This is a genomic window from Mycolicibacterium chlorophenolicum (assembly GCF_001044235.1).
Classification (GTDB): domain Bacteria; phylum Actinomycetota; class Actinomycetes; order Mycobacteriales; family Mycobacteriaceae; genus Mycobacterium; species Mycobacterium chlorophenolicum.
The window spans coordinates 780,912-806,210 of sequence record NZ_JYNL01000069.1 but is presented as its reverse complement, the minus strand read 5'-3'; the positions used below and the strand labels follow the sequence as shown (position 1 = coordinate 806,210).

At 69.3% G+C, this 25,299-nt stretch carries 29 protein-coding genes; 15 read left to right on the top strand and 14 right to left on the bottom strand.

Annotated elements, in window-relative coordinates; all coding sequences use genetic code 11:
* Nucleotides 1–5 precede the first annotated feature (5 nt).
* The 4 genes from MCHLDSM_RS33685 (at nucleotide 6) to MCHLDSM_RS33670 (ending at nucleotide 3,358) form a co-directional block, all read left to right on the top strand.
* A complete protein-coding gene (locus MCHLDSM_RS33685) occupies nucleotides 6–905 on the top strand; it encodes an ATP-grasp fold amidoligase family protein (RefSeq protein ID WP_082169182.1) in 900 nt (299 codons plus the stop codon).
* A gap of 90 nt (nucleotides 906–995) precedes the next feature.
* Nucleotides 996–1,280, top strand: coding sequence for a type VII secretion target (locus tag MCHLDSM_RS33680; RefSeq protein ID WP_048473986.1), 285 nt, complete (start codon nucleotides 996–998; stop codon nucleotides 1,278–1,280).
* A 3-nt stretch (nucleotides 1,281–1,283) separates the two neighbouring features.
* Nucleotides 1,284–2,630, top strand: coding sequence for a hypothetical protein (locus MCHLDSM_RS33675; RefSeq protein WP_048473985.1), 1,347 nt, complete (start codon nucleotides 1,284–1,286; stop codon nucleotides 2,628–2,630).
* Nucleotides 2,630–3,358 (top strand): hypothetical protein, encoded by a 729-nt coding sequence (locus tag MCHLDSM_RS33670; protein ID WP_131722724.1) that lies wholly within the window; start codon nucleotides 2,630–2,632, stop codon nucleotides 3,356–3,358. Before MCHLDSM_RS33675 ends, MCHLDSM_RS33670 begins: the two co-directional genes overlap by 1 nt.
* Nucleotides 3,359–3,429: 71 nt before the next feature.
* On the opposite strand, the gene MCHLDSM_RS33665 is transcribed toward MCHLDSM_RS33670, so the two are convergent.
* Together MCHLDSM_RS33665 and MCHLDSM_RS33660 are read right to left on the bottom strand one after the other, a co-directional pair.
* Nucleotides 3,430–4,227 carry a family 1 encapsulin nanocompartment shell protein gene (locus tag MCHLDSM_RS33665; RefSeq protein WP_048473983.1) on the bottom strand — a complete coding sequence of 266 codons (798 nt, stop codon included), beginning with the start codon at nucleotides 4,225–4,227 and terminating at the stop codon, nucleotides 3,430–3,432.
* Nucleotides 4,224–5,216, bottom strand: a complete 993-nt coding sequence (locus MCHLDSM_RS33660; protein WP_048473982.1) for a Dyp-type peroxidase — start codon at nucleotides 5,214–5,216, stop codon at nucleotides 4,224–4,226. Before MCHLDSM_RS33660 ends, MCHLDSM_RS33665 begins: the two co-directional genes overlap by 4 nt.
* A 52-nt stretch (nucleotides 5,217–5,268) precedes the next feature.
* On the opposite strand from MCHLDSM_RS33660, the gene MCHLDSM_RS33655 reads away from it, so the two are divergent.
* The 6 genes from MCHLDSM_RS33655 (at nucleotide 5,269) to MCHLDSM_RS33630 (ending at nucleotide 12,763) form a co-directional block, all read left to right on the top strand.
* Nucleotides 5,269–6,528, top strand: coding sequence for a M18 family aminopeptidase (locus tag MCHLDSM_RS33655; RefSeq protein ID WP_048473981.1), 1,260 nt, complete (start codon nucleotides 5,269–5,271; stop codon nucleotides 6,526–6,528).
* A gap of 15 nt (nucleotides 6,529–6,543) precedes the next feature.
* Nucleotides 6,544–6,891, top strand: a complete 348-nt coding sequence (locus MCHLDSM_RS33650; protein ID WP_048420928.1) for a VOC family protein — start codon at nucleotides 6,544–6,546, stop codon at nucleotides 6,889–6,891.
* A 217-nt stretch (nucleotides 6,892–7,108) separates the two neighbouring features.
* Complete coding sequence (locus MCHLDSM_RS33645; protein ID WP_407661870.1) at nucleotides 7,109–8,110, top strand: cation:proton antiporter domain-containing protein; 1,002 nt, start codon at nucleotides 7,109–7,111, stop codon at nucleotides 8,108–8,110.
* Nucleotides 8,111–8,119: 9 nt separating this feature from the next.
* Nucleotides 8,120–10,426 carry a phosphoribosylformylglycinamidine synthase subunit PurL gene (gene purL / locus MCHLDSM_RS33640; RefSeq protein WP_048474209.1) on the top strand — a complete coding sequence of 769 codons (2,307 nt, stop codon included), beginning with the start codon at nucleotides 8,120–8,122 and terminating at the stop codon, nucleotides 10,424–10,426.
* Between the two features lie 7 nt (nucleotides 10,427–10,433).
* Entirely contained in the window at nucleotides 10,434–12,155 is a 1,722-nt protein-coding gene (locus tag MCHLDSM_RS33635; protein ID WP_082169181.1) for an alpha/beta hydrolase, read from the top strand.
* 20 nt (nucleotides 12,156–12,175) lie between these two features.
* On the top strand, nucleotides 12,176–12,763 hold the full coding sequence (locus MCHLDSM_RS33630; protein WP_234714269.1) for an Rv0804 family intramembrane glutamic endopeptidase: 588 nt from the start codon (nucleotides 12,176–12,178) through the stop codon (nucleotides 12,761–12,763).
* Here the strand turns inward: MCHLDSM_RS33630 and MCHLDSM_RS33625 are convergent.
* A complete protein-coding gene (locus MCHLDSM_RS33625) occupies nucleotides 12,760–13,965 on the bottom strand; it encodes an MCE family protein (RefSeq protein WP_048473980.1) in 1,206 nt (401 codons plus the stop codon). The two genes, MCHLDSM_RS33630 and MCHLDSM_RS33625, sit on opposite strands and share 4 nt — an antisense overlap.
* Nucleotides 13,966–13,981: 16 nt before the next feature.
* Between MCHLDSM_RS33625 and MCHLDSM_RS33620 the strand changes: the two genes are divergently transcribed.
* The gene (locus MCHLDSM_RS33620; RefSeq protein ID WP_048473979.1) at nucleotides 13,982–14,374 is read left to right on the top strand and encodes a sterol carrier family protein; all 393 of its coding nucleotides are present in this window, start codon (nucleotides 13,982–13,984) and stop codon (nucleotides 14,372–14,374) included.
* Nucleotides 14,375–14,503: 129 nt separating this feature from the next.
* The gene (purF, locus tag MCHLDSM_RS33615) at nucleotides 14,504–16,045 is read left to right on the top strand and encodes an amidophosphoribosyltransferase (protein ID WP_048473978.1); all 1,542 of its coding nucleotides are present in this window, start codon (nucleotides 14,504–14,506) and stop codon (nucleotides 16,043–16,045) included.
* Nucleotides 16,046–16,048: 3 nt separating this feature from the next.
* Here the strand turns inward: purF and MCHLDSM_RS33610 are convergent, their stop codons facing one another.
* Entirely contained in the window at nucleotides 16,049–17,026 is a 978-nt protein-coding gene (locus MCHLDSM_RS33610) for an NAD(P)H-binding protein (protein ID WP_048474206.1), read from the bottom strand.
* 76 nt (nucleotides 17,027–17,102) lie between these two features.
* Nucleotides 17,103–17,564: a cupin domain-containing protein gene (locus MCHLDSM_RS33605; protein WP_048473977.1), complete on the bottom strand. Its 462-nt coding sequence runs from the start codon at nucleotides 17,562–17,564 to the stop codon at nucleotides 17,103–17,105.
* A 71-nt stretch (nucleotides 17,565–17,635) separates the two neighbouring features.
* Here MCHLDSM_RS33605 and MCHLDSM_RS33600 point away from each other — a divergent pair, with 71 nt between their 5' ends.
* Entirely contained in the window at nucleotides 17,636–18,253 is a 618-nt protein-coding gene (locus tag MCHLDSM_RS33600; RefSeq protein ID WP_048474205.1) for a DUF2461 domain-containing protein, read from the top strand.
* 42 nt (nucleotides 18,254–18,295) lie between these two features.
* Complete coding sequence (gene purM, locus MCHLDSM_RS33595; RefSeq protein WP_048420922.1) at nucleotides 18,296–19,369, top strand: phosphoribosylformylglycinamidine cyclo-ligase; 1,074 nt, start codon at nucleotides 18,296–18,298, stop codon at nucleotides 19,367–19,369.
* Nucleotides 19,370–19,394: 25 nt separating this feature from the next.
* Here purM and MCHLDSM_RS33590 read toward each other — a convergent pair whose 3' ends face one another.
* Together MCHLDSM_RS33590 and ygfZ are read right to left on the bottom strand one after the other, a co-directional pair.
* Complete coding sequence (locus MCHLDSM_RS33590; protein WP_048420921.1) at nucleotides 19,395–19,577, bottom strand: DUF3073 domain-containing protein; 183 nt, start codon at nucleotides 19,575–19,577, stop codon at nucleotides 19,395–19,397.
* Nucleotides 19,578–19,709: 132 nt separating this feature from the next.
* Nucleotides 19,710–20,795 (bottom strand): CAF17-like 4Fe-4S cluster assembly/insertion protein YgfZ, encoded by a 1,086-nt coding sequence (ygfZ, locus tag MCHLDSM_RS33585; protein WP_048473976.1) that lies wholly within the window; start codon nucleotides 20,793–20,795, stop codon nucleotides 19,710–19,712.
* A 51-nt stretch (nucleotides 20,796–20,846) separates the two neighbouring features.
* Between ygfZ and MCHLDSM_RS33580 the strand changes: the two genes are divergently transcribed.
* Nucleotides 20,847–21,728, top strand: coding sequence for an aminodeoxychorismate lyase (locus MCHLDSM_RS33580; RefSeq protein WP_048473975.1), 882 nt, complete (start codon nucleotides 20,847–20,849; stop codon nucleotides 21,726–21,728).
* A gap of 250 nt (nucleotides 21,729–21,978) precedes the next feature.
* Here MCHLDSM_RS33580 and MCHLDSM_RS36780 read toward each other — a convergent pair whose 3' ends face one another.
* The 7 genes from MCHLDSM_RS36780 to MCHLDSM_RS40605 all read right to left on the bottom strand — a co-directional run bounded on the left by MCHLDSM_RS36780 (nucleotide 21,979) and on the right by MCHLDSM_RS40605 (nucleotide 25,295).
* Entirely contained in the window at nucleotides 21,979–22,245 is a 267-nt protein-coding gene (locus MCHLDSM_RS36780) for a hypothetical protein (protein WP_407661869.1), read from the bottom strand.
* 8 nt (nucleotides 22,246–22,253) lie between these two features.
* The gene (locus MCHLDSM_RS33575) at nucleotides 22,254–22,883 is read right to left on the bottom strand and encodes a heme-binding beta-barrel domain-containing protein (protein WP_048473974.1); all 630 of its coding nucleotides are present in this window, start codon (nucleotides 22,881–22,883) and stop codon (nucleotides 22,254–22,256) included.
* Between the two features lie 133 nt (nucleotides 22,884–23,016).
* Entirely contained in the window at nucleotides 23,017–23,337 is a 321-nt protein-coding gene (locus MCHLDSM_RS33565; protein ID WP_048473973.1) for a DUF732 domain-containing protein, read from the bottom strand.
* Nucleotides 23,338–23,498: 161 nt separating this feature from the next.
* Complete coding sequence (locus MCHLDSM_RS33560; protein WP_024448701.1) at nucleotides 23,499–23,801, bottom strand: DUF1416 domain-containing protein; 303 nt, start codon at nucleotides 23,799–23,801, stop codon at nucleotides 23,499–23,501.
* A gap of 1 nt (nucleotide 23,802) precedes the next feature.
* A complete protein-coding gene (locus tag MCHLDSM_RS33555) occupies nucleotides 23,803–24,636 on the bottom strand; it encodes a sulfurtransferase (RefSeq protein ID WP_048473972.1) in 834 nt (277 codons plus the stop codon).
* A 17-nt stretch (nucleotides 24,637–24,653) separates the two neighbouring features.
* The gene (locus MCHLDSM_RS33550) at nucleotides 24,654–25,118 is read right to left on the bottom strand and encodes a DUF4395 domain-containing protein (protein ID WP_048473971.1); all 465 of its coding nucleotides are present in this window, start codon (nucleotides 25,116–25,118) and stop codon (nucleotides 24,654–24,656) included.
* An 87-nt stretch (nucleotides 25,119–25,205) separates the two neighbouring features.
* Entirely contained in the window at nucleotides 25,206–25,295 is a 90-nt protein-coding gene (locus MCHLDSM_RS40605; RefSeq protein ID WP_407661868.1) for an Ms5788A family Cys-rich leader peptide, read from the bottom strand.
* Nucleotides 25,296–25,299 lie beyond the last annotated feature (4 nt).

The window sequence follows — 25,299 nt, the reverse complement described above, 5'->3', positions numbered from 1 at the left end:
GCGTCATGAGCGGCAGACAGTCGTCGGTCCGCTGGCGCGAGCGGAGCGTCCTGGTGCGTGCGCTGCGTCTGTGGCGGACGCGGAACCCGCGCACGTTCCGCGACAAGGTGCGTTACAAGATGCTGCGCGATCACCGTCAGCTCGTGGTGACGTTCGCCGACAAAGCGGCAGTGCGCGACTATGTCGCTGCGGTGGTGGGTGAAAGCTACCTGCCACGCGTGTACGCCATCCTCGACGACCCGCTGGCGCTGGGCGAGGTCAGATTGCCGGACGCCTATGTGGTGAAGCCGACGCATGGAAGCGGGGCGGCGATAGTGGTCTCCGATCGCGCGTCGCGGGAGGCCCGGCTGCCGGCCGAGCACGGCAGTTGGGTGTATTCGCATGTCAGGCCTGAGGCGGCGCCGACCGCCGACGTGATCCGCATCGCCACGGGGTGGACGGCGCAGCTCTACGGCCAAGGGCCCAACCGGGAGTGGGTGTACGGGAGAATCCCCCGGCGCGTGATCGTCGAGGAACTGCTCACCGGGGGCGACGGCGCGGTCCCCGACGACTACAAGTTCTTCGTCTTCCACGGCACATGCGCCTTCATCCAGGTGGACAAGGGCCGGTTCGGTTCGCGCACGCAGGATTTCTTCACCGCAGACTGGGAGCACCTGGCTCTGCGGGGCAGCGCGACGTGCGCAGCCGTCGAGCCGGCGAAGCCCGCTCGGCTACCCGAGATGATCGACGTGGCCGAAAAGCTCAGCCGTGAAACGGATTTTGTGCGGGTCGACCTGTATGACACCGGTGAGCGGATCGTCGTCGGGGAGCTGACCAGTTTCCCCGCCGGAGGTGACAGCCCCTTCGATCCTGAGTCGTTCAACCTGGAGTTCGGACGCCCGTGGACGGTTCCCCGCCGCTACTAGCGCGGGCCGTCCCCGCGGTGTCCCACCCGCTCGGCGGTGGACGCGATTTTGGTGTCCTGACCCCCCGTCAGGCTGCGTTAGCGTCGACCTGTGCTGGTTGATCCTGACGTGTTGCGCGCCTTCGCGGGACAGGTGGACGAAGCCTCGGGGGCCATCCGGGCCGTCGATGTGGGGCGTACGGCGTCCACGGCTGCCGACGGACTCCCGGGGTCGACGACGCAGTGGGCGATGCGCATGGTCGGTGAGCACCTGGCGACACTGTCGGACGCGATTGCCGCCAACGTCACGAAGATGGGTGTGGCGGTGCGCGGTGCGGGAGACACGTTCGAGGTCGAGGACACCGCGCTGGCCGGCTCCTTCGACAAACTGTTCTGATCAGTGCTGCCGTCACGTTCGCGCCTGCAAGGCTGGCGCCCCGAGTCGTTGGCTTCAGCTGGCGAAGCGCTCGAGCATGCCGGCGAGTCTGTTTACAGCGCGGTTCGTGATCTCGACGACGGAATCGACAGGATGCCAGCGGCCGAGGCGTGGACCGGGGTATCGCACAGGGCGGCGGGCGCGATGTTCGGGCGGGCCACCGACAAGGCGTCGACGTTCAAGCACTACACCGATGCCGTCGCACATGCGCTGTCGGCCGGCGCCGGGGCGATCGGGTCGGCGCGCACCGCACTGCTCAGCCACGCAGACGACATTGACCGCGGAGAACTTTCGGTGAACGACATGTGGGTGGTGCTGATCAAGCCGGCCCGAGTGTCAGCGGAGAAAGCGGCGTCGCTGCAAGAGCAGGCCAAGTCGGAACAGGCGGAGATCAACCGCTTATTGTCGGCCCTCGGCGAGGCGGACGCGATCACAGCCCAGCATGTGCAATCGGCCGCGCAGACTTTCGGTTTCGCTATGCCGGGGCCTGACGACCCCCGCCGACTCGACCCCACCTCCGGGTTTGCAGCGCCCGGTGACGAGGTTCCCAACCCAATGACACTGAACGGACTGATGCAGCAGGGCGTGGTACGCGACAACGACATGGCGCAGACGGTGCGGGAGTCGAAGGAGTGGGAAACCGAGGATGGCCAGTACAGGAGAACGATGACGATGATGGATGGCAGCAGACACGAGATCTACGAGTGGAACGACTTGCTGCCGTGCGTCGAGGATGACTACTACGACAAGAACGGCAACGAGATCTCGAGTACCTTCTCACAGGACAAAACGCGTTACGACGGAACTCAGTTCACCTCCATCCAGTTTCCGGACGGTACGGAGGTCACGATGACGCGAACAGCAGACGGCAAGACCACCGGCGGGGTCACGACTGGCGATGGTCGCCACGGCGTGCTGCCGGATGAGTTCTTCACACACCCGGACATCACGATCGCCGGAGGGGCGCTGACCGGGTTGGAGAAGCAGGCTGAGCGGGGGATACCGATGCTCACGCCACAATCTGTCGAGAATCTCGGCAACGCGGGCAAGTACGGCGGACCGGCGCTGGGTGTTGCGACCGCACTGTATGACACCGTCACCGCGAAGACCTTTCAAGACGCATGTGTCGCCGCCATCTCCGGAACGGCTGGCATCGCTGGGGGTTATGTCGTTGGCGGCCTCGGCGCGGCAGGTATCACCGCGCTGGGGTCACCCGAGTTCGCTCCGATTGCGGCGGGTGCGGGCGACGTGGTGGGAAGTTGGACTTTCGGTTACCTCGGCGGCATCATCGGCAACGTGGTGTGCCGCTGATGAAGTCCCCGGTCATCCTTTGTGCGGCCGTCGTTTTCGGCGCGTTCGGGGTGTTCACTGCAATAGTCGCGTGTCTCCAGTTCACGAGGCTGGAGGTGCCGAGCGCAATCGTCGCCCTAGGTGCAACGCTTTTTTGTCTGGGGTTCGTCGTTCCCGCCTTCAAGACCTTTCCGGGCCGGGTGAGGCCACGGGTGCAGCCAGACAGCGAAGGAACGACCTTTCGGCCCGACCGTGGCGTCGAGATTCCCATCCAAGTGGGAATGGCCGGTGCGCTCGTGTCTTCTGTTTTGCTGCTCGTTCTCCTTCCAACGGGACGGCTCGCGATTCCGGTCCCGCCGAACATGCGGTATGCGCTTCCCTTCACGGCGTCATTCCTCGTGGCGGGTATTGCGCCGATGCTGTGGCGAAACGTCCGCCGCGGCAGCATGAGTTACCTCCGAATGACGGTCCAGGGTATGGAGTTCGCGCAGGGGTGGCGGCCGCGGGGCGCTGACTGGGCATCGGTGAAAGACATCGCATCTGAGGGGCCCAACCAGAAGGCTCAGACGCCCGGTGCCATCGTGTTCGTCCTCAACGACGGAACGGTGCTCACGTTCACGGCGAGCGCCTACACGCCCGACGGCTCGGCACTACGGGACCTGGCTCGCTACTACTGGCAGTATCCCGAGAGCCGCGACGAGCTCACCGATGATCGGGTGCGCGCGCGATTGATGGCCGCGCTGCGCTGACGCGAGCGTGCGCGAAATGTCGCGAAAGTGCGGCGTGTCGCGTGCGAACCCGCACGCTCGCGGGAGAAAAGTTACGGGCTCAGGGCGACCGAGGCCTCGGCGGTGTAGCACAGGAACGTCAGGGTCTCCTGCAGGTACAGCTGCACCGTGTCCGCGTCGTGCGAGAGATAGCCGATCGCGACGTCGGTGCCCAGCTGCAGATCGAAATCGCCGCCGCGGGTGGACAACACGAAAGCGCCGTCGATCGCCGGGGCCCAGATGATGTCACCGTCGACGAGACGGTTGATGTGCTCGAGGATCGGATAGCCGTGCGCGGTGGTCTCCGCGACACGGGTGTACACGTCGGCCGACAGAAGCACCGCGTACGGCCCGTCCACTCCTGCCAACCGCAATTCGCTCAGCGCCTGGGCGATGACGTCGGGGATCTCGCGCGGATCCTCGGGCAGCGCGAGCGCCGGGTTGGAGCTGCATTTGCGGATCCCGCCGATCGAGGCCGCGTGATAGCCCTCGAAGATCGCGCGGTCCTCGGCGAAGGCCAGCTTCCTGGCCGCCTCCTTGACCGCATCCCAGTCCGAGTCCTGCGAACCGCGTTCCACGTCGTCGATGTCGATCCGCTTGACCGTGAACGGAACTCGCAACCGCACCAGTGGCCGGGCCTCCCGCAGATGCGCGATCACCCCGTCACCCGGAGCCGCCACATCGATCAGGTGCCCGGTGCTCACCGCAGCCGTCACCGGACCGCCGGGCTCGCTGACGTCGACCACCCGGCGACCGGCGATGTGGCGCTTGAACGTTCGCGTCGCCTCCTGCTCGATCTCGGTCCACGCCTCATCGGTGATGGGCGCCAGGTCCCGGTACAGGTTGTTCATCGGGGTTGTCCTTTCAAGCTGCCGATGCCCAGCGCGCCGGTAGGGCGGGCCGGTGCCGACGGAAGGGGCGGGGGGTCTTCGAGGAAGTCCTGGATCGGGGTGAAGAACAGCGAGCCGGTGACGGCCGTCGAGAACTCGAGGATGTGGTCGGTGTTGCCGGGCGGGCGGCCGATGAACATGTTGCGCAGCATCTCCTCGGTGACCGCGGCGGCGCGCGAATAGCCGATGAAGTAGGTGCCGAATTCGCCGCGGCCGATCTCGCCGAACGGCATGTTGTGCCGCAGGATCTTCAGCTCGTTGCCGGCCTCGTCTTCGATGACATTCAGCGCCACATGGGAATTCGCGGGTTTCACCGCGTCGTCGAGCTCGATGTCGTCGAGCTTGGTGCGACCGATGACGCCCTCCTGCTCTTCGGTCGTCAACGCCTTCCACGCCGCCATGTCGTGCAGATACTTCTGCACGTGCACGTAGCACCCACCCGCGAAATCAGGGTCCTCGTCCCCGATCTGGGTGGCGCTGTCGGCCAGTGGACCGTCGGGATTCTCGGTGCCGTCGACGAAGCCCAGCAGGTCCCGGTTGTCGAAGAACTTGAAACCGTGCGTCTCGTCGACGATCGTGATCGGACCCATGGCCTCGACGATCTTGGTGGCCAGTTCGAAGCAGACGTCCATCGACTCGGCGCGGATGTGGAACAGCAGATCGCCCGGTGTGGACGGGGCGCGGTGCCGGCCGCCGTCGAGCGCGATGAAGCGGTGCAACTCGGCGGGCCGCGGTCCGGAGAAGAGCCGATCCCAGGCGTCGGACCCGATGGACGTCACCACCGACAGGTGCTTGGTGGGGTCGCGGAAGCCGATCGCGCGCACCAGACCCGAGATGTCGCCGAGCGCGTCGTGCACGTCCTGCTCGCCGCCCGCGTCGATCGTCGCGACGAGGAAGATGGCCGCCGGCGTCAGCGGCGCGAGGACCGGCTGCGGCAGGGGAGCGGGCACCGTCTGACCCTAAATCATGATCAACTCCGGTGATCGACCAAGATGGACAACCATGGCGGCTGATGCGCAGGGTCTGTGTGAGTTCATCGACGCGTCCCCGTCGCCGTTCCACGCCTGCCGCACGGCGGCGCAACGGTTGCTCGACGCCGGCTTCACCGAGGTCTCCGAGGGCGACGCATGGCACGGCGCCGGCGACTTCTTCGCCGTCCGCTCCGGCTCCCTGATCGCGTGGCGGGCCCGTGAGGACGGCCGTGCGCTGCCTTTTCGTATCGTCGGCGCCCACACCGACAGCCCCAACCTGCGGGTCAAGCAACATCCGGACCGTGCCGTGGCGGGCTGGCAGATCGTCGCGCTGCAGCCCTACGGCGGGGCGTGGCTGAACTCCTGGCTCGACCGCGACCTCGGCATCAGCGGCCGGCTCTCCATGCGCGCCGGCAACGCCCTCGACGACGTGCTGGTGCGCATCGACGATCCGGTGCTGCGGGTGCCGCAGCTGGCCATCCACCTGTCCGAGGACCGCAAGGGCGTCGAGCTGAACCCCCAGCGGCACGTCAACGCCGTGTGGGGCGTCGGCACCGGCCCCCGCTCGTTCCTGGACTTCGTCGCCGAACACGCCGGGGTGCCCGCCGACGCGGTGCTCGGCTTCGACCTGATGACCCACGACATCAACCCGTCGCGGCTCGCCGGCATCGACCGCGACCTCGTCAGCGCCCCTCGGCTGGACAATCAGGCGACCTGCTACGCCGGGCTGGAGGCGTTCCTGGCCGCCCGACCGGGGGAGCACGTGCCCGTGCTCGTGCTGTTCGACCACGAAGAGGTGGGGTCGCAGTCCGACCACGGGGCCCAGTCCGATCTGCTGCTGACCGTGCTCGAGCGCATCACGCTGGCCGCCGGAGGCGCGCGGGAGGACTTCCTGCGCCGCTGCTCGACGTCGATCGTGGCGTCGGGGGACATGGCCCACGCGACCCATCCGAACTACCCCGAGCGGCACGAACCGGGCCACCTCATCGAGGTGAACGCCGGTCCGGTGCTCAAGGTGCAGCCCAACCTGCGGTACGCGACCGACGGCCGCACCGCGGCGGCGTTCGCGCTGGCCTGCGAACAGGCCGGCGTGCCGCTGCAACGCTACGAGCACCGCGCCGACCTGCCGTGCGGGTCGACGATCGGACCGATGACCGCCGCGCGGACCGGGATCCCCACCGTCGACGTCGGCGCAGCGCAGCTGGCGATGCACTCGGCGCGTGAGGTGATGGGCGCCGCCGATGTCGCGGCGTACTCCGCCGCGCTCGCGGCATTTCTGTCACCGGCCTGACCTAACCTCGGGTGCATGTCACTCGATGTCGCGATGATCACCATCGACTGTTCGGATCCCGATGCGCTGGCCGGCTGGTGGGCCGAGGCGGTCGGTGGCGACGTGAATGCCGTCGCCCCAGGCGAATTCGTGATGCTGGCCCGGCAGTCCGGCCCGACCCTGGGCTTCCAGAAGGTGCCCGACCCGACCCCGGGGAAGAACAGGGTGCACCTGGACTTCCACACCGCCGACAAGGAGGCCGAGGTGGCGCGCCTGGTCGGCCTCGGGGCGCGCGAGACCGGGCGGCACAGTTTCGGGCCGGAGTTCGACTGGGTGGTCCTCACCGACCCGGAGGGCAACGCGTTCTGCGTCGCCGGCGGGTAGCCGCTGGCAAGATCTCCTCGTGCTGCTCTCGCTGATCGCCTTCTCGGTGGTGTTCGCCGCCTGAGCGCTGTCTGCGGGACGGTTGGAGAGACTCCGGTTGACCGCGCCGATGGTGCTGGTGCTGGCCGGTATCGCGGTCGGCTTCAGCACCTCCGACGCGCTCGCCGAATCGCTGAACAGCACCACCGCCTAGCGCGGCGCCGAACTGATCCTGGCGGTGCTGCTGTTCGTCGACGCCACCGACATCCGCGGCGGGCTGTTCGGGCGCGATCCGCGTTCGGCGCTGCGGATCCTGTTCCTCGCGCTGCCGCTGAGTCTGGCCCTGTCGGTGCTGCTGGGTTCCTGGCTGCTGCCCGACGTCTCCTGGGCGGTGCTGCTGATCATCGCGTGCGTGGTGGTGCCCACGGACTTCGCACCGGCCGAGTCGATCCTGCGCGACGAACGCATCCCCGAGAAGGTCCGCAATCTGCTGGGCGTGGAGGCCGGTTACAACGACGGCATCGTCTCGCCGGTGTTCCTCTTCGGGCTCGCGCTGGCGGGCGACCGCGGGCAGGCCGGACGGCCCCTGCACGCGCTCGGCACCGCGCTGGTGCACTCCCTGACGGCGATCGCCGTCGGCGTCACCGTCGGCGCGGTGCTCGCGACCCTGATCAACCTCGCCGAGCGGCGCGGCGCGATGACCGCGCAGAGCACCAGGATGATCTTGGTCACTGCCCCCGTCATGGCCTACGGGCTGAGCCTGGCCGTGCACGGCAACGGGTTCGTGTCGGCGTTCGTCTGCGGTATCGCGTTCCACTACCTGCGCCGCACGCCCGCGCTGCGCGCGGAGATGGAGTTGCTCGACGACATCGGCTTCCTGCTGACGGCACTGATGTGGTTCGTGTTCGGCGCGGTCTCGGTGCTGGCGCTCAGCACCGGGGTGTCCTGGTCGATCGTGGTGTTCTGCCTGCTCGCGCTCACCGTAGTCCGGGTCGTGCCGGTGTTTCTCGCGATGCTCGGGTCGCCACGGTTCACGCGGCGGGAACGCCTGCTCGTCGGATGGCTCGGCCCGCGCGGCACCGCGTCGATCGTCTTCGGTTTGCTGGCCTTCAACGTGCTGCCCGAGGGCGACGAACACACCGCACTGATCGTCATGGTGGTCGCGGTGCTGGGCAGCGTCGTCCTGCACGGCCCCGGCGCGTCCACCGCCGCGGCGCGATTGGCGCAGGCCACGAACTAGACTGTGCCGGTGACGTCCGGGCTCACCCACGAGGTCGATACGGTCGACCACGCAGCATCCACCCCAGATCAACCGCAACCCTTCCGCGAACTCGGCCTGAAGGACGACGAGTACGCGCGGATCCGCGAGATCCTCGGACGTCGGCCCACCGACGCCGAGCTCGCGATGTATTCGGTGATGTGGAGTGAGCACTGCTCCTACAAGTCGTCCAAGGTGCATCTGCGCTACTTCGGCGAGACCACCACCGAGAAGATGCGCCAGGCGATGCTCGCGGGCATCGGCGAGAACGCCGGCGTCGTCGACATCGGCGACGGCTGGGCGGCCACCTTCAAGGTGGAGTCCCACAACCACCCGTCCTACATCGAGCCCTACCAGGGCGCCGCGACCGGTGTCGGCGGCATCGTCCGCGACATCATGGCCATGGGCGCCCGCCCGGTCGCGGTGATGGACCAGCTGCGGTTCGGCGCCGCCGACGCGCCCGACACCCGCCGCGTGCTCGACGGCGTGGTGCGCGGCATCGGCGGATACGGCAACTCCCTCGGGCTGCCCAACATCGGTGGCGAGACCGTCTTCGACGCCAGCTACGCCGGCAACCCCTTGGTCAACGCGCTCTGTGTCGGCGTGCTGCGGACCGAGGACCTCAAGCTGGCGTTCGCCTCCGGCGCGGGCAACAAGATCATCCTGTTCGGCGCGCGCACCGGGCTCGACGGCATCGGCGGGGTGTCCGTACTCGCCTCGGAGACGTTCGGCGGCGACGAGAGTGGCGCGGGCCGAAAGAAACTGCCCAGCGTCCAGGTCGGTGATCCGTTCACCGAGAAGGTTCTCATCGAGTGCTGCCTGGAGCTGTACGCCAACGACCTGGTGGTGGGCATCCAGGACCTCGGCGGCGCCGGATTGTCCTGTGCCACTTCCGAACTCGCCTCCGCCGGCGACGGCGGCATGCGCGTCGAGCTCGACAGGGTGCCGCTGCGGGCGGCCAACATGACACCCGCCGAGATCCTGTCCAGCGAGTCGCAGGAGCGCATGTGCGCGGTGGTGACGCCCGACAACGTGGACGCGTTCCTCGCGGTCTGTCGCAAATGGGACGTGCTGGCCACCGTCATCGGTGAGGTCACCGACAGCGGTCGGCTCGAGATCACCTGGCACGGCGACACCGTCGTGGACGTGCCGCCGCGCACCGTCGCCCACGAGGGTCCCGTCTACGAGCGGCCCGTCGAACGCCCCGCCACCCAGGACGCGCTCAACGCCGACACCTCCGCGTCGCTGGCCCGCCCCCGCACCGGCGACGAACTGCGGGCCACGCTGCTGGCCATGCTCGGCAGCCCGCACCTGTGCAGCCGCGCGTTCATCACCGAGCAGTACGACCGCTACGTGCGCGGCAACACCGTCCTCGCCGAGAACGCCGACGGCGGTGTGCTGCGCGTGGACGAGGAGACCGGCCGGGGCATCGCGATCTCCACCGACGCGTCGGGGCGCTACACCGCGCTGGACCCGTACGCCGGCGCCCAGCTCGCGCTGGCCGAGGCGTACCGCAACGTCGCGGTCACCGGCGCCACCCCGATCGCGGTGACGAACTGCCTGAACTTCGGCTCACCCGAGGACCCCGGCGTGATGTGGCAGTTCTCCCAAGCGGTTCGCGGTCTCGCCGATGGTGCTGCCGCACTGGGCATTCCGGTCACCGGCGGGAACGTCAGCTTCTACAACCAGACGGGCACCACACCGATCCTGCCGACGCCGGTGGTGGGCATCCTCGGCGTCATCGACGACGTGAAGCGCCGCATCCCCACCGGCTTCGGCACCGAGCCCGGGGAGACGCTGATCCTGCTCGGCGACACCCGCGACGAGTTCGACGGATCCATCTGGGCGCAGGTCACCGCCGACCACCTCGGCGGATTGCCGCCGCGGGTCGACCTCGAGCGCGAGCGGCTGCTCGCCGAGGTGATGACCGCGGCCTCCCGCGACGGACTCGTCTCCGCCGCTCACGACCTGTCCGAGGGCGGACTGATCCAAGCCGCCGTCGAAGGGGCGCTCACCGGCGAAACCGGTTGCCGGATACTGCTTCCCGAGGGGAGCGATCCGTTCGTGACGCTGTTCTCCGAGTCGGCGGGCCGGGTGCTGGTCGCGGTGCCGCGCACCGAGGAGAGCCGATTCACCGCGATGTGCGAGGCGCGGGGCCTGCCTGCCACCAGGATCGGCGTCGTCGACCAGGGGCCCGAGGGCGGCGCACCCGCCGTCGAGGTGCAGGGGTTGTTCACGGTCACCCTGGAGGAGTTGCGCCGGACGTCGGAAGGTGTGCTGCCCGGGTTGTTCGGGTGACCGTCAGGTGACGGCCGAGGCACCGACCCGGCATCCGCTCTACGTCTGGGCGTGGAGCCTGCTGCGCCTCGACTTCACCGGCATGGCCTTCGGGGGGCTGTTCTTCTGCATGTCGCTGACGCCGTCGCTGCTGCCCAGGGACTGGCTGTTCCAGGGTCTGATCGGCGGCATCAACGCGGCGATCGGGTACGGCATCGGGGTGTTCCTCGCCCGGATGGCGCGCCGTTTCGTCCTCGCCGGAAGGTCATGGTGGCCACCGCCGTTGGCGGTGTCGTCGGCGCTGAAGACCCTCACCGTCGTGCTGGTGCTCACCGCGTGCGTACTGATGGTGATCCCCGCGGCCGGCTGGCAGCGTCAGGTGTCCGCGCTGATGGGCATGCAGGGCCCCAGCACGGCGAGCTATCTGCGCACGCTGGTGCTCGCCGCGGTGGTCGGCGGGGCGTGTGTGGCGGTGACGCGGGTGCTCATCGATCTGATCAAGACAATGGCGCGCTACCTGATCCGGCGCTGGCGGCTCTCCGACGAGCTGGCGCTGTTCATCGGTACGGCGATCGTGGTGGTGCTGGTGATCACGCTCGTCAACGGCGTACTGCTGCGGGGCTTCCTCGCCGGCGCCAACCGGGTGTTCCAGCCGCAGAATGCCACCACGATGGCCGGCGTCGTCCAGCCGCAGGCGCCCGAAAGGTCGGGCAGCCCCGAATCTTTCGCGCCCTGGGACACCCTGGGCTACCAGGGCCGCAGCTTCGTGGGAACCGGGCCCGACGCGGCCGAACTCACCCGGATCAACGGCAGGCCGGCCAAGGAGCCGGTCCGGGTGTATGTCGGTCTGCAGACCGCCGACACCGACGATGCCCGAATGGCGGTGCTGCTCAGTGAGCTCGAACGCAGCGGCGCCTTCGAACGCAAGGTGCTCGTCATCGCGCCGACCACCGGCACGGGATGGGTCAACCCGATCGCGGCCAGGTCGCTGGAGATGATGTACAACGGCGACACCGCGATCGTCGGGTCGCAGTACTCCTATCTGCCCAGCTGGATTTCGTTCCTCGGCGATCAGCAGAAATCGGTCGAATTCGGCCGGAAGATGATCGACGCGATCCACGACCGCTGGGCGACGTTGCCGCCCGATCGGCGCCCCCGCCTGCTCCTGTACGGCGAGAGCCTGGGATCCATGGCGGGGCAGGGCGCGTTCGACTGGCTGCCCGACATCGCCCGGATGGGCTTCTCCTCGGTGCTGTGGGTCGGGCCGCCCAACGCCAGCTCGCTGTGGCATGCGATCACGGTGCGCCGCGATCCGGGCACCCCGGAGGTCAAACCCCGCTACGACAACGGACGTACGGTGCGGTTCTCCCAGGGCAACGATGCGCAGCAGATCGCCCGCGACGCCGCACCGCCGTGGGACGGCACCAGAGTGCTCTTCCTGCAACACCCTTCGGATCCGATCGTGTGGTGGTCGCAGGACCTGCTGTTCACCAAGCCCGACTGGCTGTCCGAACCTCCCGGCCGTGATCGCACCGCCTCGATGCGGTGGTACCCGATCGTGACGTTCTGGCAGGTCGCCGCGGACATGACCAACGCGTCGTCGGTTCCGGGCGGGCACGGACACAATTACGGCGACTACATCCTCGACGGCTGGGCGGCCGTCGCGCCGCCGCCCGGATGGTCTCCGGCCGACACCGAACGCGTCCGGACGGCGCTGCAGCAGACCGAGGCCGAAGACGGAAACCAGTGAGCCCGGACCGGATTCGGGCCGTGACCCTGACCGCGGCTCTGCTCGGCTGGAGCGCGGTGGCCCCCCGCATCCCGCTGCGGTGGCATCCGCTGCCGCACGCCGTCGTCGGCACCGCCGCGGCCGTGTCGGCCCGCTCGGCGCTGGGTCTGCGTCCGCCCGAGGTGGTCCGCGGACTTCGTTGGGGGAGTGCGGCCGCCGCCGCGGTGGCCGCCACCGTCGCCGGTTCGACGAGGGTGCCGGCGGTCCGGGCCGGGATCGCGGCAGGCACACTGCCCGACTCGACGACCCGATGGATGTTGCTGCGCATACCGTTCGGGACCGTCTGGTCGGAGGAGACGACGTACCGCGCCGCGCTCGGCGCCGCGGCGGCGCGGGCCTTCGGCGCATCGGGCGGGCGGCGGTTCACCGCAGCGGTGTTCGGGCTCTCGCACGTGCCCGATGCGCGCGCCACCGGGCAGTCGATACCCGGCACGGTGCTCGTCACCGGTGCGGCCGGCTGGATCTTCGCGTGGCTGTACGACAGGTCGGGCAGCCTCGCCGCGCCGATGCTGGCGCACCTCGCCGTCAACGAGGCGGGAGCCGTTGCCGCCGTGACACTTCGGCGCTAAGGATTGATCGTCGGCTCTCCGACCTGCCGGCCCCACACGTACTCCACGAAAGCCGGTTGCCCCAGCTCCATGTGGTTGTACGGCGCGAGGCTGAAACCGGTGTCCATCACCAGGTACGGGGCGGGCCACAGGTCGCGGGTGATCTTCTGCCAGCACCCCGGCCGACCCTCCGGACCGCCCCGCGCGTTCACGCGTGGCAGGTTGTCGGGATAGACGAAGGGGTTGCCCGCTCCCATGATGGTGCCCGCCGAGCGCAGCGAGTAGCCGTTGTCGCCGCCGAGCACGCGGGCGATCTCCGGACCGACCTCGGCGTAGTTGCGGGTGGTGCAGAAGATCATGCCCCGGTAGTCGTCGAGCAGTTTCGACGTCGGCAGCAGGTCCGCGGCACCCCGCACCAGATACGGCGCGCCGCGGGTGATGACATCGGTCGCCGGGTCGGCGAACCCGAGTGCCGCCATCAGCGCGGCGTCGATGTCGCCGGAACGCGCCGACAGCGTGCGCGCGGTGGTGACCGCGGCCTCCAGTCCGTCCCACAGGTCGGCCGATGCGTCGCTGTAGACGTCGGCCAGGCGTGCCAGTGCGCCGACGTCCGAGCGCAGCTGCGGCATGCGGGGATTGAGGTCGTCGAGGATCCGGTTGCCGTCCTGCAGGGACGCCCCGAACCGGTCACCGAGCCCGTCCAGTGCGGCGGCAGTGGCGTTCAGCGTCTGGTTCAGCTTCACCGGATCCACCTGCTCGGCGATCGCGGTGACCGTCTCGAACAGCGTGTTGAACTCCGTCGTCACCGACGCCACATCGAGTTCGTCGTTCGCCGACAGATGTTGCGCGGCAGGCTTTTCCGGAGAACTCAGGGACACGTACTTGTTGCCGAACACCGTCGTGGCGCGGATCTCGGCGACCGCGTTGGCCGGGATGACGGCCAGCGCGCTCGGATCGACCTGCACGGTGAGCCGGGCCTGCGGGGTGCCGTCGGCGGTGGTCTGGTCGATGCCGGCGACCCGGCCGACCTCGACACCGTTGAACGTGACCTTCGCGCCCGGCTCGACCACCAGGCCCGCACGGTCGGAGACCAGCGTGAGCTCCGCGGACCGTCGGAAGTCGCCCCGGAACTGCAGGAAGATCAGCATGCCCGCGACGGCGACGACGACCAGGAGCAGCGCGCCCAGCAGTTTGTAGGGCGGCGCGTCCCGGGCTACAGACACTTTGAGAACCTAGATCATGGCTGTTCGCCGTACTGCCGATCCGGCAAAGACCCGCGCCGCGGTGGCGGTGCTGGCCGACTGGCTGCGCGACGAGAGCGCGCCGGCGCCGCCCCGCACCGAACTCGCCGACGCCGTCCGGGCGACGGCCAGGACCCTGGCGGCGGTGGCCCCCGGCGCCGCCGTCGAAGTGAGGGTGCCCCCGTTCGTCGCGGTGCAGTGCATCCCCGGCCCCCGACACACCCGCGGCACTCCGCCCAACGTCGTCGAGACCGACCCCCGCACCTGGCTTCTTCTGGCCACCGGACTGCTCACGGTTGCCGAGGCGGCGGCCGCCGGCACGCTGGGGCTCTCGGGCGCCCGGGCCGTCGACATCGCCTCGGCGCTACCGCTGGTGGCGCTGCCGGACTGACGTCGGGAATGGGTGCCCGGCGGCGGTCGTTGTTCTGCGCGGCCACGCGGGTGCATGATTCCGCGTTTCCCGCCCGTTCACCGTAGACTGGCCACCGTCACCCACCGCCCCTAGGGAGCAGCGAAGATCGTGACCGCCGAGCAGCCCGCGCAGCCAGAGCACGAACCTCGAGAAGAGTGCGGAGTCTTCGGAGTCTGGGCGCCCGGCGAGGAAGTGGCGAAACTCACGTACTACGGGCTGTATGCCCTACAGCACAGAGGCCAGGAAGCCGCCGGCATCGCGGTGGCCGACGGTTCGCAGGTGCTGGTGTTCAAGGATCTCGGTCTGGTCAGCCAGGTCTTCGACGAGCAGACCCTGGCCGCCATGCCGGGCCACGTCGCCGTCGGACACTGCCGCTACTCCACCACCGGTTCGACCACCTGGGAGAACGCGCAGCCGGTGTTCCGCAACACCGCCGCGGGCACCGGGGTCGCGCTGGGACACAACGGAAACCTGGTCAACACCGCCGAACTGGCCGCCCGCGCCCGTGATGAAGGGCTGATGAGCAACCGCGGAGCCGCCGCGGCCACCACCGACTCCGACATCCTGGGCGCGCTGTTGGCGCACGGTGCGGCCGATTCGTCGCTGGAGCAGGCGGCGCTGGAGTTGCTGCCGACCGTGCGCGGCGCCTTCTGCCTGACCTTCATGGACGAGAACACCCTGTACGCGGCGCGGGATCCCTACGGGGTGCGGCCGCTGTCGCTGGGCCGGCTCGACCGCGGCTGGGTGGTGGCCTCGGAGACCGCCGCGCTCGACATCGTCGGCGCCTCGTTCGTCCGCGACATCGAACCGGGCGAGCTGCTGGCCATCGACGCCGACGGGGTGCGGTCGTCGCGCTTCGCCAACCCCACGCCGAAGGGCTGTGTGTTCGAGTACGTGTACCTGGCCCGGCCCGACAGCACGATCGTCGGCCGCTCGGTGCACGCCACCCGCGTCGAGATCGGCCGCCGGCTCGCCCGCGAGAAGCCTGTCGAGGCCGACCTGGTGATCGGCGTCCCCGAATCCGGCACACCGGCCGCCGTCGGCTACGCCCAGGAGTCCGGGATTCCCTACGGCCAGGGCCTGATGAAGAACGCCTACGTCGGCCGGACGTTCATCCAGCCGTCGCAGACCATCCGTCAGCTCGGCATCCGGCTCAAGCTCAACCCGCTCAAGGAAGTCATCCGCGGCAAGCGGCTGATCGTCGTGGACGATTCGATCGTGCGCGGCAACACCCAGCGGGCGCTGATCCGGATGCTGCGCGAGGCGGGCGCGGTCGAGGTGCACGTGCGCATCGCCTCGCCACCGGTGAAATGGCCGTGTTTCTACGGCATCGACTTCGCGACGCCGGCCGAACTGATCGCCAACGCGGCGAACGCCGAGGGCACCGGGGACGAGATGCTCGACGCCGTCCGCCACGCGATCGGCGCCGACACGCTCGGCTACATCTCCCAGCACGGCATGATCGCCGCCACCGAGCAGCCCGCGACGCGGTTGTGCTCGGCGTGCTTCGACGGCGTCTACCCGATCGAACTGCCCGGCGAGACCGCGCTGGGCAAGAACGTCATCGAGCACATGTTGGCGACCGCGGCGCGCACCGGCATCCCGCTCACCGCGGACAACGACAACGCGTCCGCGCTGCGCAGACCCTGAGATCTACTGCGGCACAACTTTACTGAACCGCAGCAGATGCCTGCGGCCGCCTTTGTGCGCCGCATCCTCCTTGAGTGCGGTGACCACCGCGTCGCGGTACGGGGCCAGCCCACCCTGCGGGGGCGGGATCACCGCATCGATGTCCTGTTCGTGGCACACCGCGTCGCACTCCAAGGACTCGACCAGCGGGCGGGCCAGGCCGGACGGAATCGGCGTGACCAGCCCGACCCACAGGCTCGCGATCGTCGGCGTCAGGAACGGCAGCACGACCATCACCCGGCGGCGCAGACCCGCCACGTCGGCGTAGGTCTGCATCGCGTCGCCGTACTCCATGACGTCGGGGCCGCCGACGTCCCAGGTGCGGGACTTCGGCACCTCGGCGGTCGCCGCCTCGGCGAGGTAGTAGAGCACGTCGTCGATCGCGATCGGCTGGATCTTGTTGTGCACCCACTTCGGCGTCGTCATCACCGGCAGCCGGTCCGTGAGGTGCCGCACCATCTCGAACGACGCCGAGCCCGAACCGATCACGATCCCCGCCTGCAGGACCACCGCCTCGACCGACGACGCCATCAGGATCTCGCCGACCTCCACGCGCGAGGCCAGGTGCCGGGACAACTCCACCCCCTCGGGATGCAGGCCGCTGAGGTACACGACCCGACGCACCCCGGCCTTCTCGGCGGCCGCGGCGACGTTGCGGGCCGACCGGGCCTCCTCGGCGACGAAATCCTTCGACGTCCCCATCGAGTGCACCAGGTAGTACACGACGTCCATGCCGTCGAACGGCGCGGTCAGCGAGTCCGGTTTGGTCAGATCGCCCGGCACCACCTCGACCCGGCTGCGCCAGGGGGCGTCGTCCAACTTGGCCGGTTTGCGCGCCATCGCGCGCACGGCGTGGCCGCGGCCGAGCAACTCGGGCACCAACTGCCCACCGATGTACCCGGTCGCACCCGTCACCAGGCACTTCACTTGCTCAGCCGACACCAGCACTCCGTTCGTCGTCGACACTCGAGAGGAGTTCGGTGCCGATGCCGACGTGGATTGCCCGCAATAGGGAGCTTCAACCCGATCCGGGCAGCGGACACCCCGGATCGGCGGCGTCCACCACGAGCGGAACGTCCGCCGGATCGGCCGGGTTCAGCACCGGATTCACGTACAGCACCCACATCACCAGCGGATCCGGCCCCTCGTTGCGTCCCGCGTGCACGTACCCCGGACCGCTGCGCTCGGTGATCGTCGACCCCGCCGGATACACCCCGTCGACCGAGCAGTCCGCGGAGTAGTGGGTCAGCGTGCCGGACCGCACCACCCCGAACACGTCACCGGGATGGAAGTGCCATCCGGTGCCCCCGCCCGGGGCGATGGTGAGCAGCTTGGCGACGTAATGACTGCCGTCGGCCGTCGAATCGGACAGCGTGACCGCGTCGACCCCGACGCCGGGTGTGGCCGCCGCAACCCCCGGGGTGGCCAGCAGCGCGACGAGCGCCGGCACCGTCACGCCCCACCGCAGCATTCGTCCCATGGCCGTCAGGATCGCACAGCGATGCGCCGCACCTGGGCGTTTGCCGCACGCCGATGATCCACAATGACGTCATGGCGTTTCGCGGCTGGCCCATCGAGGCGGTGGAGTTCTACGAGGGCCTCGAGGCCGACAACTCCAAGGTCTACTGGCAGGACCACCGGGAGACCTACGAGCGGCAGGTGAAGGCGCCGATGGAGGAACTGCTGACCGAACTCGCCGACGAGTTCGGTCCCGGCACGATGTTCCGGCCCTACCGCGACGTGCGGTTCAGCGCAGACAAGAGCCCCTACAAGACCACCTGCGCCGCGCGTATCGGCGCCGGCTACGTGTCGTTCTCGGCCGAGGGGCTGTCGGCCGGCAGCGGGTTGTACATGCCCGACCCTGCGGCGCTGCAACGCTTCCGGACGGCCGTCGACGACCCGGACTCCGGGACCGAACTCGACGGCATCGTCGCCGACCTGCGCGCGGCCGGCTACCAGATCACCGCGCACGACGTGCTCAAGACCGCGCCCCGGGGATATCCCACCGACCACCCGCGCATCGAACTGCTGAGACACAAGGGCCTCGCGATGATGAAGAGCTGGCCGGTCGGCGCCTGGCTCGGCACCCGTAAAGCCAAGGATCGCGTGGTCACGACACTGCGGGCCGCCGTCCCGCTGGAACACTGGCTGGACCGTCACGTGGGCTAGGGCCATACCGGCCGGCGCGGCCGACCGGTAACCTTGGGGCCGATGACCGATCGCGCCGAACAACACGGCATTTCCTACGCGTCGGCCGGGGTCGACATCGAAGCAGGCGACCGCGCTGTCGAGCTGTTCAAACCGCTCGCCAAGAAGGCCACCCGGCCTGAGGTGCGCGGCGGCCTGGGCGGGTTCGCGGGGCTGTTCGCGCTGCGCGGCGGCTACCGCGAGCCCCTGCTGGCGTCGTCCACCGACGGTGTGGGCACCAAGCTCGCCGTCGCCCAGGCGATGGACAAGCACGACACCGTCGGCATCGACCTGGTCGCCATGGTGGTCGACGACCTCGTGGTGTGCGGTGCCGAGCCGCTGTTCCTGCAGGACTACATCGCGGTCGGGCGGACCGTGCCCGAGCGGGTCGCCGAGCTGGTCTCCGGCATCGCCGACGGCTGCGTGATGGCCGGATGCGCGCTGCTGGGCGGTGAGACGGCCGAACACCCCGGGCTGATGGCGCCCGACCACTACGACATCTCCGCGACCGGCATCGGCGTCGTCGAGGCCGACGACGTGCTGGGCCCCGACCGGGTCCGCCCCGGTGACGTGCTCATCGCGATGGCATCGACCGGTCTGCACTCCAACGGCTACTCGCTGGCCCGCCACGTGCTGCTCGAGATCGACCACATGAACCTGGCCGGCCACGTCGAGGAGTTCGGCCGCACGCTCGGCGAGGAACTGCTCGAACCCACCCGCATCTACGCCAAGGACTGCCTGGCGCTGGCCGCCGAGACCCAGGTCCGCACGTTCTGCCACGTCACCGGCGGAGGCCTGGCGGGCAATCTGGAGCGCGTCATCCCGCACGGGCTGGTCGCCCAGCTCGACCGCGGCACGTGGACCCCGGCGCCCGTCTTCGGCATGATCGCCCAGCGCGGCCGCATCGAACGGGCCGAGATGGAGAAGACGTTCAACATGGGTGTCGGGATGGTGGCCGTCGTGGCGCCGGAGGACACCGACCGCGCACTGGCCGTGCTGACTGCCCGCCACCTGAACTGCTGGACCCTGGGGAGCATCGAGAAGGGCAGCAAGGACGCGTCACGGGCAGTGCTGGTGGGCCAGCACCCGCGGTTCTAGCCGCGGAGTGCCGACCTACGGGCGGCTAAGGCCGCCAGTCGTCCTCGTCCACCCAGCGATCGTCCGACGGCCCGTCTCCGTTGAGACGGTCATCGTCGGATCCGCCGGCTAGCTCGCGCTGGAGCCGCTCGAAGTCGGTCTGCGGTGAGCTGTACTTGAGCTCACGAGCAACCTTGGTCTGCTTTGCCTTTGCCCGGCCGCGGCCCATGGGGGAACCCCCTCGCGCAATAACGGAGCGGCCTAATTGCTAGGCGGCTCCGATCTGAGTGTTCTTATTGTCCTGCCGACACTTTACCGTGCCGAACGCCGCGGCGCTGGCAGGCCCCGTTTCGCCCGTGGCTTACCGCGCGCCGCCGCGCAATCGGTCCACCGCCAGCCGGCCCGCACCGACGGCATCGGTCGTGGGCACGGTGTCGGGATCGATCGCCGCCGACACCGCCACCGTGCCCCCGGTGGTGAGCTCGGTGTCCGCAGGCAGGCCCCGCTTGAGCAGGGCCAGCGCAACCGGTCCCTCGTCGACGTGGTCGACGACAGTGCCCAGCCGGCCCACCGTGCGGCCGCCCGCCAGCAGCGGATCACCGGGGGCGGGCCGCTCGGCGTCGCCGTCGAGGTGCACCAGCACGAGCATCCGCGGCGGTTTACCGAGGTTGTGCACCCGCGCCACGGTTTCCTGGCCGCGGTAGCAGCCCTTGTCGAGATGCACGGCCGACCCGATCCAGCCCACCTCATGGGGGATCGTGCGCTCGTCGGTGTCCACGCCCAGACGCGGACGCAGCGCCGCCACCCGGTGCGCCTCGTACGCCCACACCCCGGCGCGGCGCACCCCCGCAGCCGTCAGCCGGTCCAGCCACTGCGCGGTCTGCGGACGGGGAACGACGAGGTCGACCTCCCCGGCGGAGCCGGGCAGGGTGCGTACGAAGCCGCCGTCGGGCAGCGCGACGGCCGTGCCGGGGGCCGGCAGGGCCGCGACGCCGAGGGCCTCGAGCACCGGCGTGTCGGCCAGTGCCGGCCCGAGCAGCGACAGGACGGCCAGATCGGCCGGCTCCACGACGACGTCGGCCCAGAACACCATCTTGCGCAGGAAGCCCAGCAGGGCCTCGCCGCGCCACGGCTCGGTGTCGAGGATCGTGACGCCGTCGAGCTGCGTCTGTACCCAGTGATCTTCGACTCGCCCCTGGCCGTCGAGGCTCAGATTCTCGGTGACCGCGCCGTCGGGCAGCTCGCTGACATGCTGGCTGGAGATCGTGTGCAGCCAGCTCTTGCGTTCCGACCCGGTCAGCGTCAGCACCGCCCGGTGCGAGCGGTCGACGACGACCGCGCCCTGCGCGGCAGCGCGCTGCTCGCCGAGCGGATCACCGTAATGCCAGACCGCACCGGCATCCGGGCCGTTCTCCGGGGCGGGGATCCCCGCCGAACTCACAGACATGGCTCAACTCTACGAGCCGGCCCCGAAAAGCCGGGACTACGCTAAAGCCCCATGGCGGACGGACTCAGAGTGGTGGTCTCGCTCGACGGACAGCTCCGCGATCCGCAGGCGCCGCTGGTCCACGCCGACGACCTGGCCGCCGTGCGCGGCGACGGGATCTTCGAGACGCTGCTGATCCGGCACGGCCGTCCGTGCCTGCTGGACGCGCACCTGGGTCGCCTGACGCATTCCGCGCGACTGATGGACCTGCCGGAGCCGGATCTGCCCCAGTGGCGGTCGGCCGTCCGTGTCGCCGTGGATCACTGGGTGGCCGCTGGTGGCGGAGAGGCCGCGCTGCGGCTGGTCTACAGCCGCGGCAGGGAGAGCGATCCCACCGGCACGGCGTACGCCACCATCAGCCCGCTGCCGGCCCGGGTCGCCGAGGTCCGGCGCAGCGGCGTCGCGGCGCTGACGCTGGACCGCGGCCTCGCCTCGAACGCCGACGACGGGATGCCCTGGCTGCTGGCCGGCGCGAAGACGCTGTCCTACGCCGTCAACATGGCCGCGCTGCGGCACGCCGAGCGCCACGGAGCCGGGGACGTCATCTTCGTCAGCACCGACGGCCACGTTCTGGAAGGTCCCCGGTCGACCGTCGTCATCGCCGGCACCTCCGCCGACGGCCGCCCCTGCCTGCTCACCCCGCCGCCGTGGTATCCGATCCTGCGCGGCACCACGCAGCAGGCACTGTTCGAGGTGGCGCGCAACAAGGGCTACGACTGCGACTACGAACCCCTGCGGCCCGCGGATCTTTTTGCCGCGCAAGGTGTTTGGCTGGTATCGAGCATCACCCTCGCGGCACGGGTGCACACCCTCGACGGCAATCCGCTGCCCCCTTCGCCGTTGGCCGACGAATTCGCCGCTCTGGTCGACGCGGCCATCACCAGTGATCGCTGAGAGATTAATTCCCTTGTCGCCCAGCCGTTGCGCGGGTACCTTCGCCTGTACACAGGGAAGGAGGTGGTCCGACAAATTGATTGACTTATGGACATGTGAGGTGGCTGCGAGCTAGCAGCGCCGGGGGAGCGCTTGTCGCACACCTGCGCGCGCTGGCGAATTCCCCGCAGTCACCCGGCCCCCGAGCCCCTCGGTTGAGTCCGACCAGGAACAACGGCTCGGGGGCCGCTCCATGTTCGGGGTGTGCCGGTCAGGGGTGCGCCGGCGCGTCCGGCCCGGGCGCCAACGACGAACAGGCCTGCATCGCCCCGTCCCACGTCGCCGGATCGACGCCCGGCGGCGGCCCGGAGGCAGGCCCCGGAGGGGCCGGGACCCCGTGCTGACCCAGGCAGTAGGCGAGCGATCCGTGACCGACGCTGGGCGACACCGTCGTCGTCGAGGAGGCCGGTGCATCCGCCGGAGTGGACGAACATCCCGCCACGATGCCCGCCGCGGTCAACGCCACGGCCACAGCCACGCAGCGCACTAGCCGATGAACCGAGACAGTCGGGCGGACAGGTGCGGAACCAGACCACCGTCGGCGTCGACCCGCTCCTCGACGTAGGCCAGATCCCCGCCGTCGACGATGCCGTAGAGCCTCTTGGCGCCCCCGACGAGCATGCCCGACTTGCTGCGGGCCAACGCGTCGGTGACGAGCTCCCACGACGACTGGTTGAGCGGGCGGCCGTAGAACAGTTCGATGTAGCCGGCCGAATGGGCGAGCAGCAACTCGATGGCCTGCGACTCGCCGGGATCGTTGGGATCGCTGACGAACCGCCAGAACCCCGTCTCGCGCAACGTGTGGCCGTCGAAGTCGCCGTCCTCGGTCAGCCGCCAGGACCGGGCTTCCCAGTTCAGGTAGTCGGCGCCGTCGTGGGACACCACGATCTGCTGGCCGAACCGGTAGTCGCCGTGCGACCCGCGGCCCTCACCTTCGCCCCGCCACACCCCGACCAGCGGCAGCAGCGCGAGCAGGCGGTCGTCGAGGTTCGCGCCCTCACGCAGATTCGCGGTGTCGGCAGGCACAGGCAGGTCACCGAAAGCCGGGATGTTGCGTGCGGCGGTCTGCCGGGCACGCTCGGCTGCTGCGGCGACCGCGTCGTCGCCAGAGGTCACGACTCGTCGGTGATCAGCCGGTACAGCGCGTACAGCGCGAACCACGTGATGACCACGACGGCCGCGACGAGCAGGAGTTCGTAGAACAGCACCACGGGTGCCAGTCTAACTGCCGCTCATCGCGGCGCCGACGTCAGCTGACCTTGGACTCGTACTCCGGGCAGAAGGCGCCCGTGGCGGCCCCGATGAAGTAGCCGGCCTGGTAATCCGACCAGTCGGTGACGCTGGTCAGGTCGGCCACCTCCTGCTCGAAAGAGGCGCCGTTGTCCCAGTCCTGGCACACCGCACGGCCGGTGTCGATGACCTGCTGCGTCTTCTCCGACGGCCACGTGATGCCGCCCTTGCCGATCACCGACAGGAAATCGCCCTCCGGATCGGCCATGGCCGCGGGAGCACTGACCAAGCCGACGGCGGCGAACGCCGCAGCGGCGGCGAAAGCGATGGTGATCTTCATGGTCGGGTCCTCGAAGGTGAAGGCCCACGCGGGTGCGCGGGCGGTGACCCTATCGTCGCCGACAACAGCTAATCCCGCAGCGTTTTCACAGCAAGATCAACGAACCCTCCGAGGAAGGTGCGCGCCGCCGCGCCGAGCCGAGGGCGCGGCGGCGCAGTCAGTCACGCGACCTTGACGTCGACCTCATGGATGCCGGCGCCCGACGGCGCCACCGAGGCGTCGCCGTTGCCCGCCGGAGACAGCGCACGCAGCGTCCACGTACCCGGTGCGGCAAAGAACCGGAAGTCACCGGTGGCCGACGCGACGACCTCCGCGGTGAACTCGTCGGAGCTGTCCAGCAGCCGCACGAAGGCGCCGCCGACCGCCTGACCGGAGCCGTCGACGACGCGACCGGTGATCACCGTCTCCTTCTCCAGGTCGACGCTCGCGGGCAACGTCAGTCCTTGCTTGGGTGCAGAGCACATATCAACTTCCCAACTCGATCGGGGCGCCCACCAGGGAGCCGTATTCCGTCCAACTGCCGTCGTAGTTCTTGACGTTCTTGTGTCCCAGCAGCTCCTGCAGCACGAACCAGGTGTGCGACGAGCGCTCACCGATGCGGCAGTAGGCGATGGTCTCCTTCTCGCCGTCCAGGCCGGCGTCGGCGTACAGCTTGGCCAGGTCCTCGTCGGACTTGAACGTGCCGTCCTCGTTGGCCGCCTTGCTCCACGGGACGTTGATGGCACCGGGCACGTGGCCGGGCCGCTGGCTCTGCTCCTGCGGCAGGTGCGCCGGCGCGAGGATCTTGCCGGAGAACTCGTCGGGGGAGCGGACGTCGACCAGGTTCTTCGTGCCGATCGCGGCGATGACCTCGTCGCGGAAGGCGCGGATGCTGTTGTCGGGCGCCTTGGCGGTGTAGCTGGTCTCGGGGCGGGTCACCGTGTCGGTGGACAGTGGACGCGAGTCCAGCTCCCACTTCTTGCGCCCGCCGTCGAGGAGCTTCACGTCCTCGTGGCCGTAGAGCTTGAAGTACCAGTAGGCGTACGCGGCGAACCAGTTGTTGTTGCCGCCGTAGAGAGCCACCGTGTCGTCGTTGGCGATGCCGCGCTCGGAGAGCAGCTTGGAGAACTGCTCGGCGTCGACGAAGTCGCGCTTGACCTGGTCCTGCAGGTCGGTCTTCCAGTCCAGCTTGATCGCGCCGGGGATGTGACCGGTGTCGTACGCACTGGTGTCTTCGTCGACCTCGACGAAGACGGTGTTCGGCGCGTCGAGATTGCTCTCGGCCCAGTCGGCTGTGACCAGGACGTCGGAGCGTGCCATGGAGGAGATCCTTTCGGTTACGAGTGAGACGGGTTCAGGCGGAGGAACAGGGGGTAGAGCCGGCAGCCCAGGCAGATCCCGAAAGCTGCGTTGAGGAACGCCGCGACCAGCGCGAAACCGGTGGCGACGAGACCCAGCACAAGAGGGCCGGCGGCGAAGCCGACGACGCCGAGCACGGCGAAGACGAAGCCGACGAGCTGGGCGAACTTCAGCGGCGGGACCGGTTCACGTTCGGTGACCGGACCGAGCCGGGGGGCCACCATCGAGGCGAACACCAGACCGTAGGGGTGCCGCCGGGGGCCCAGCGCGGCGCCGAGCGCGAACACCACCGCCTGGGCGCCCAGCAGCGCCGCCGCGGTCGCCGGGCTCGACGCCGACACCAGCAGCGTGACGACGAGAACCGCGGTGGTCACCCAGGCGACGAACCGCGGACCGCGCACGTCGACCTGTGCGGGTGTGGTGGTCTGTGTGGTGCTCGACATGGCTGTGCTCCTGTTGTCTGGGATGGCTGACGCGGCACGCCGAAACGGCCGCTCGCAGAGTGCGGCGCAGGATGAAAGCGCGGCTACTCAGCAGCTACAACAACAGCAACAACCCGCAACGCGGCACAGATCGACTGCGCGGCGCTTGGTGAGCACGAGCTCGACGCGGGCTGACACGGTC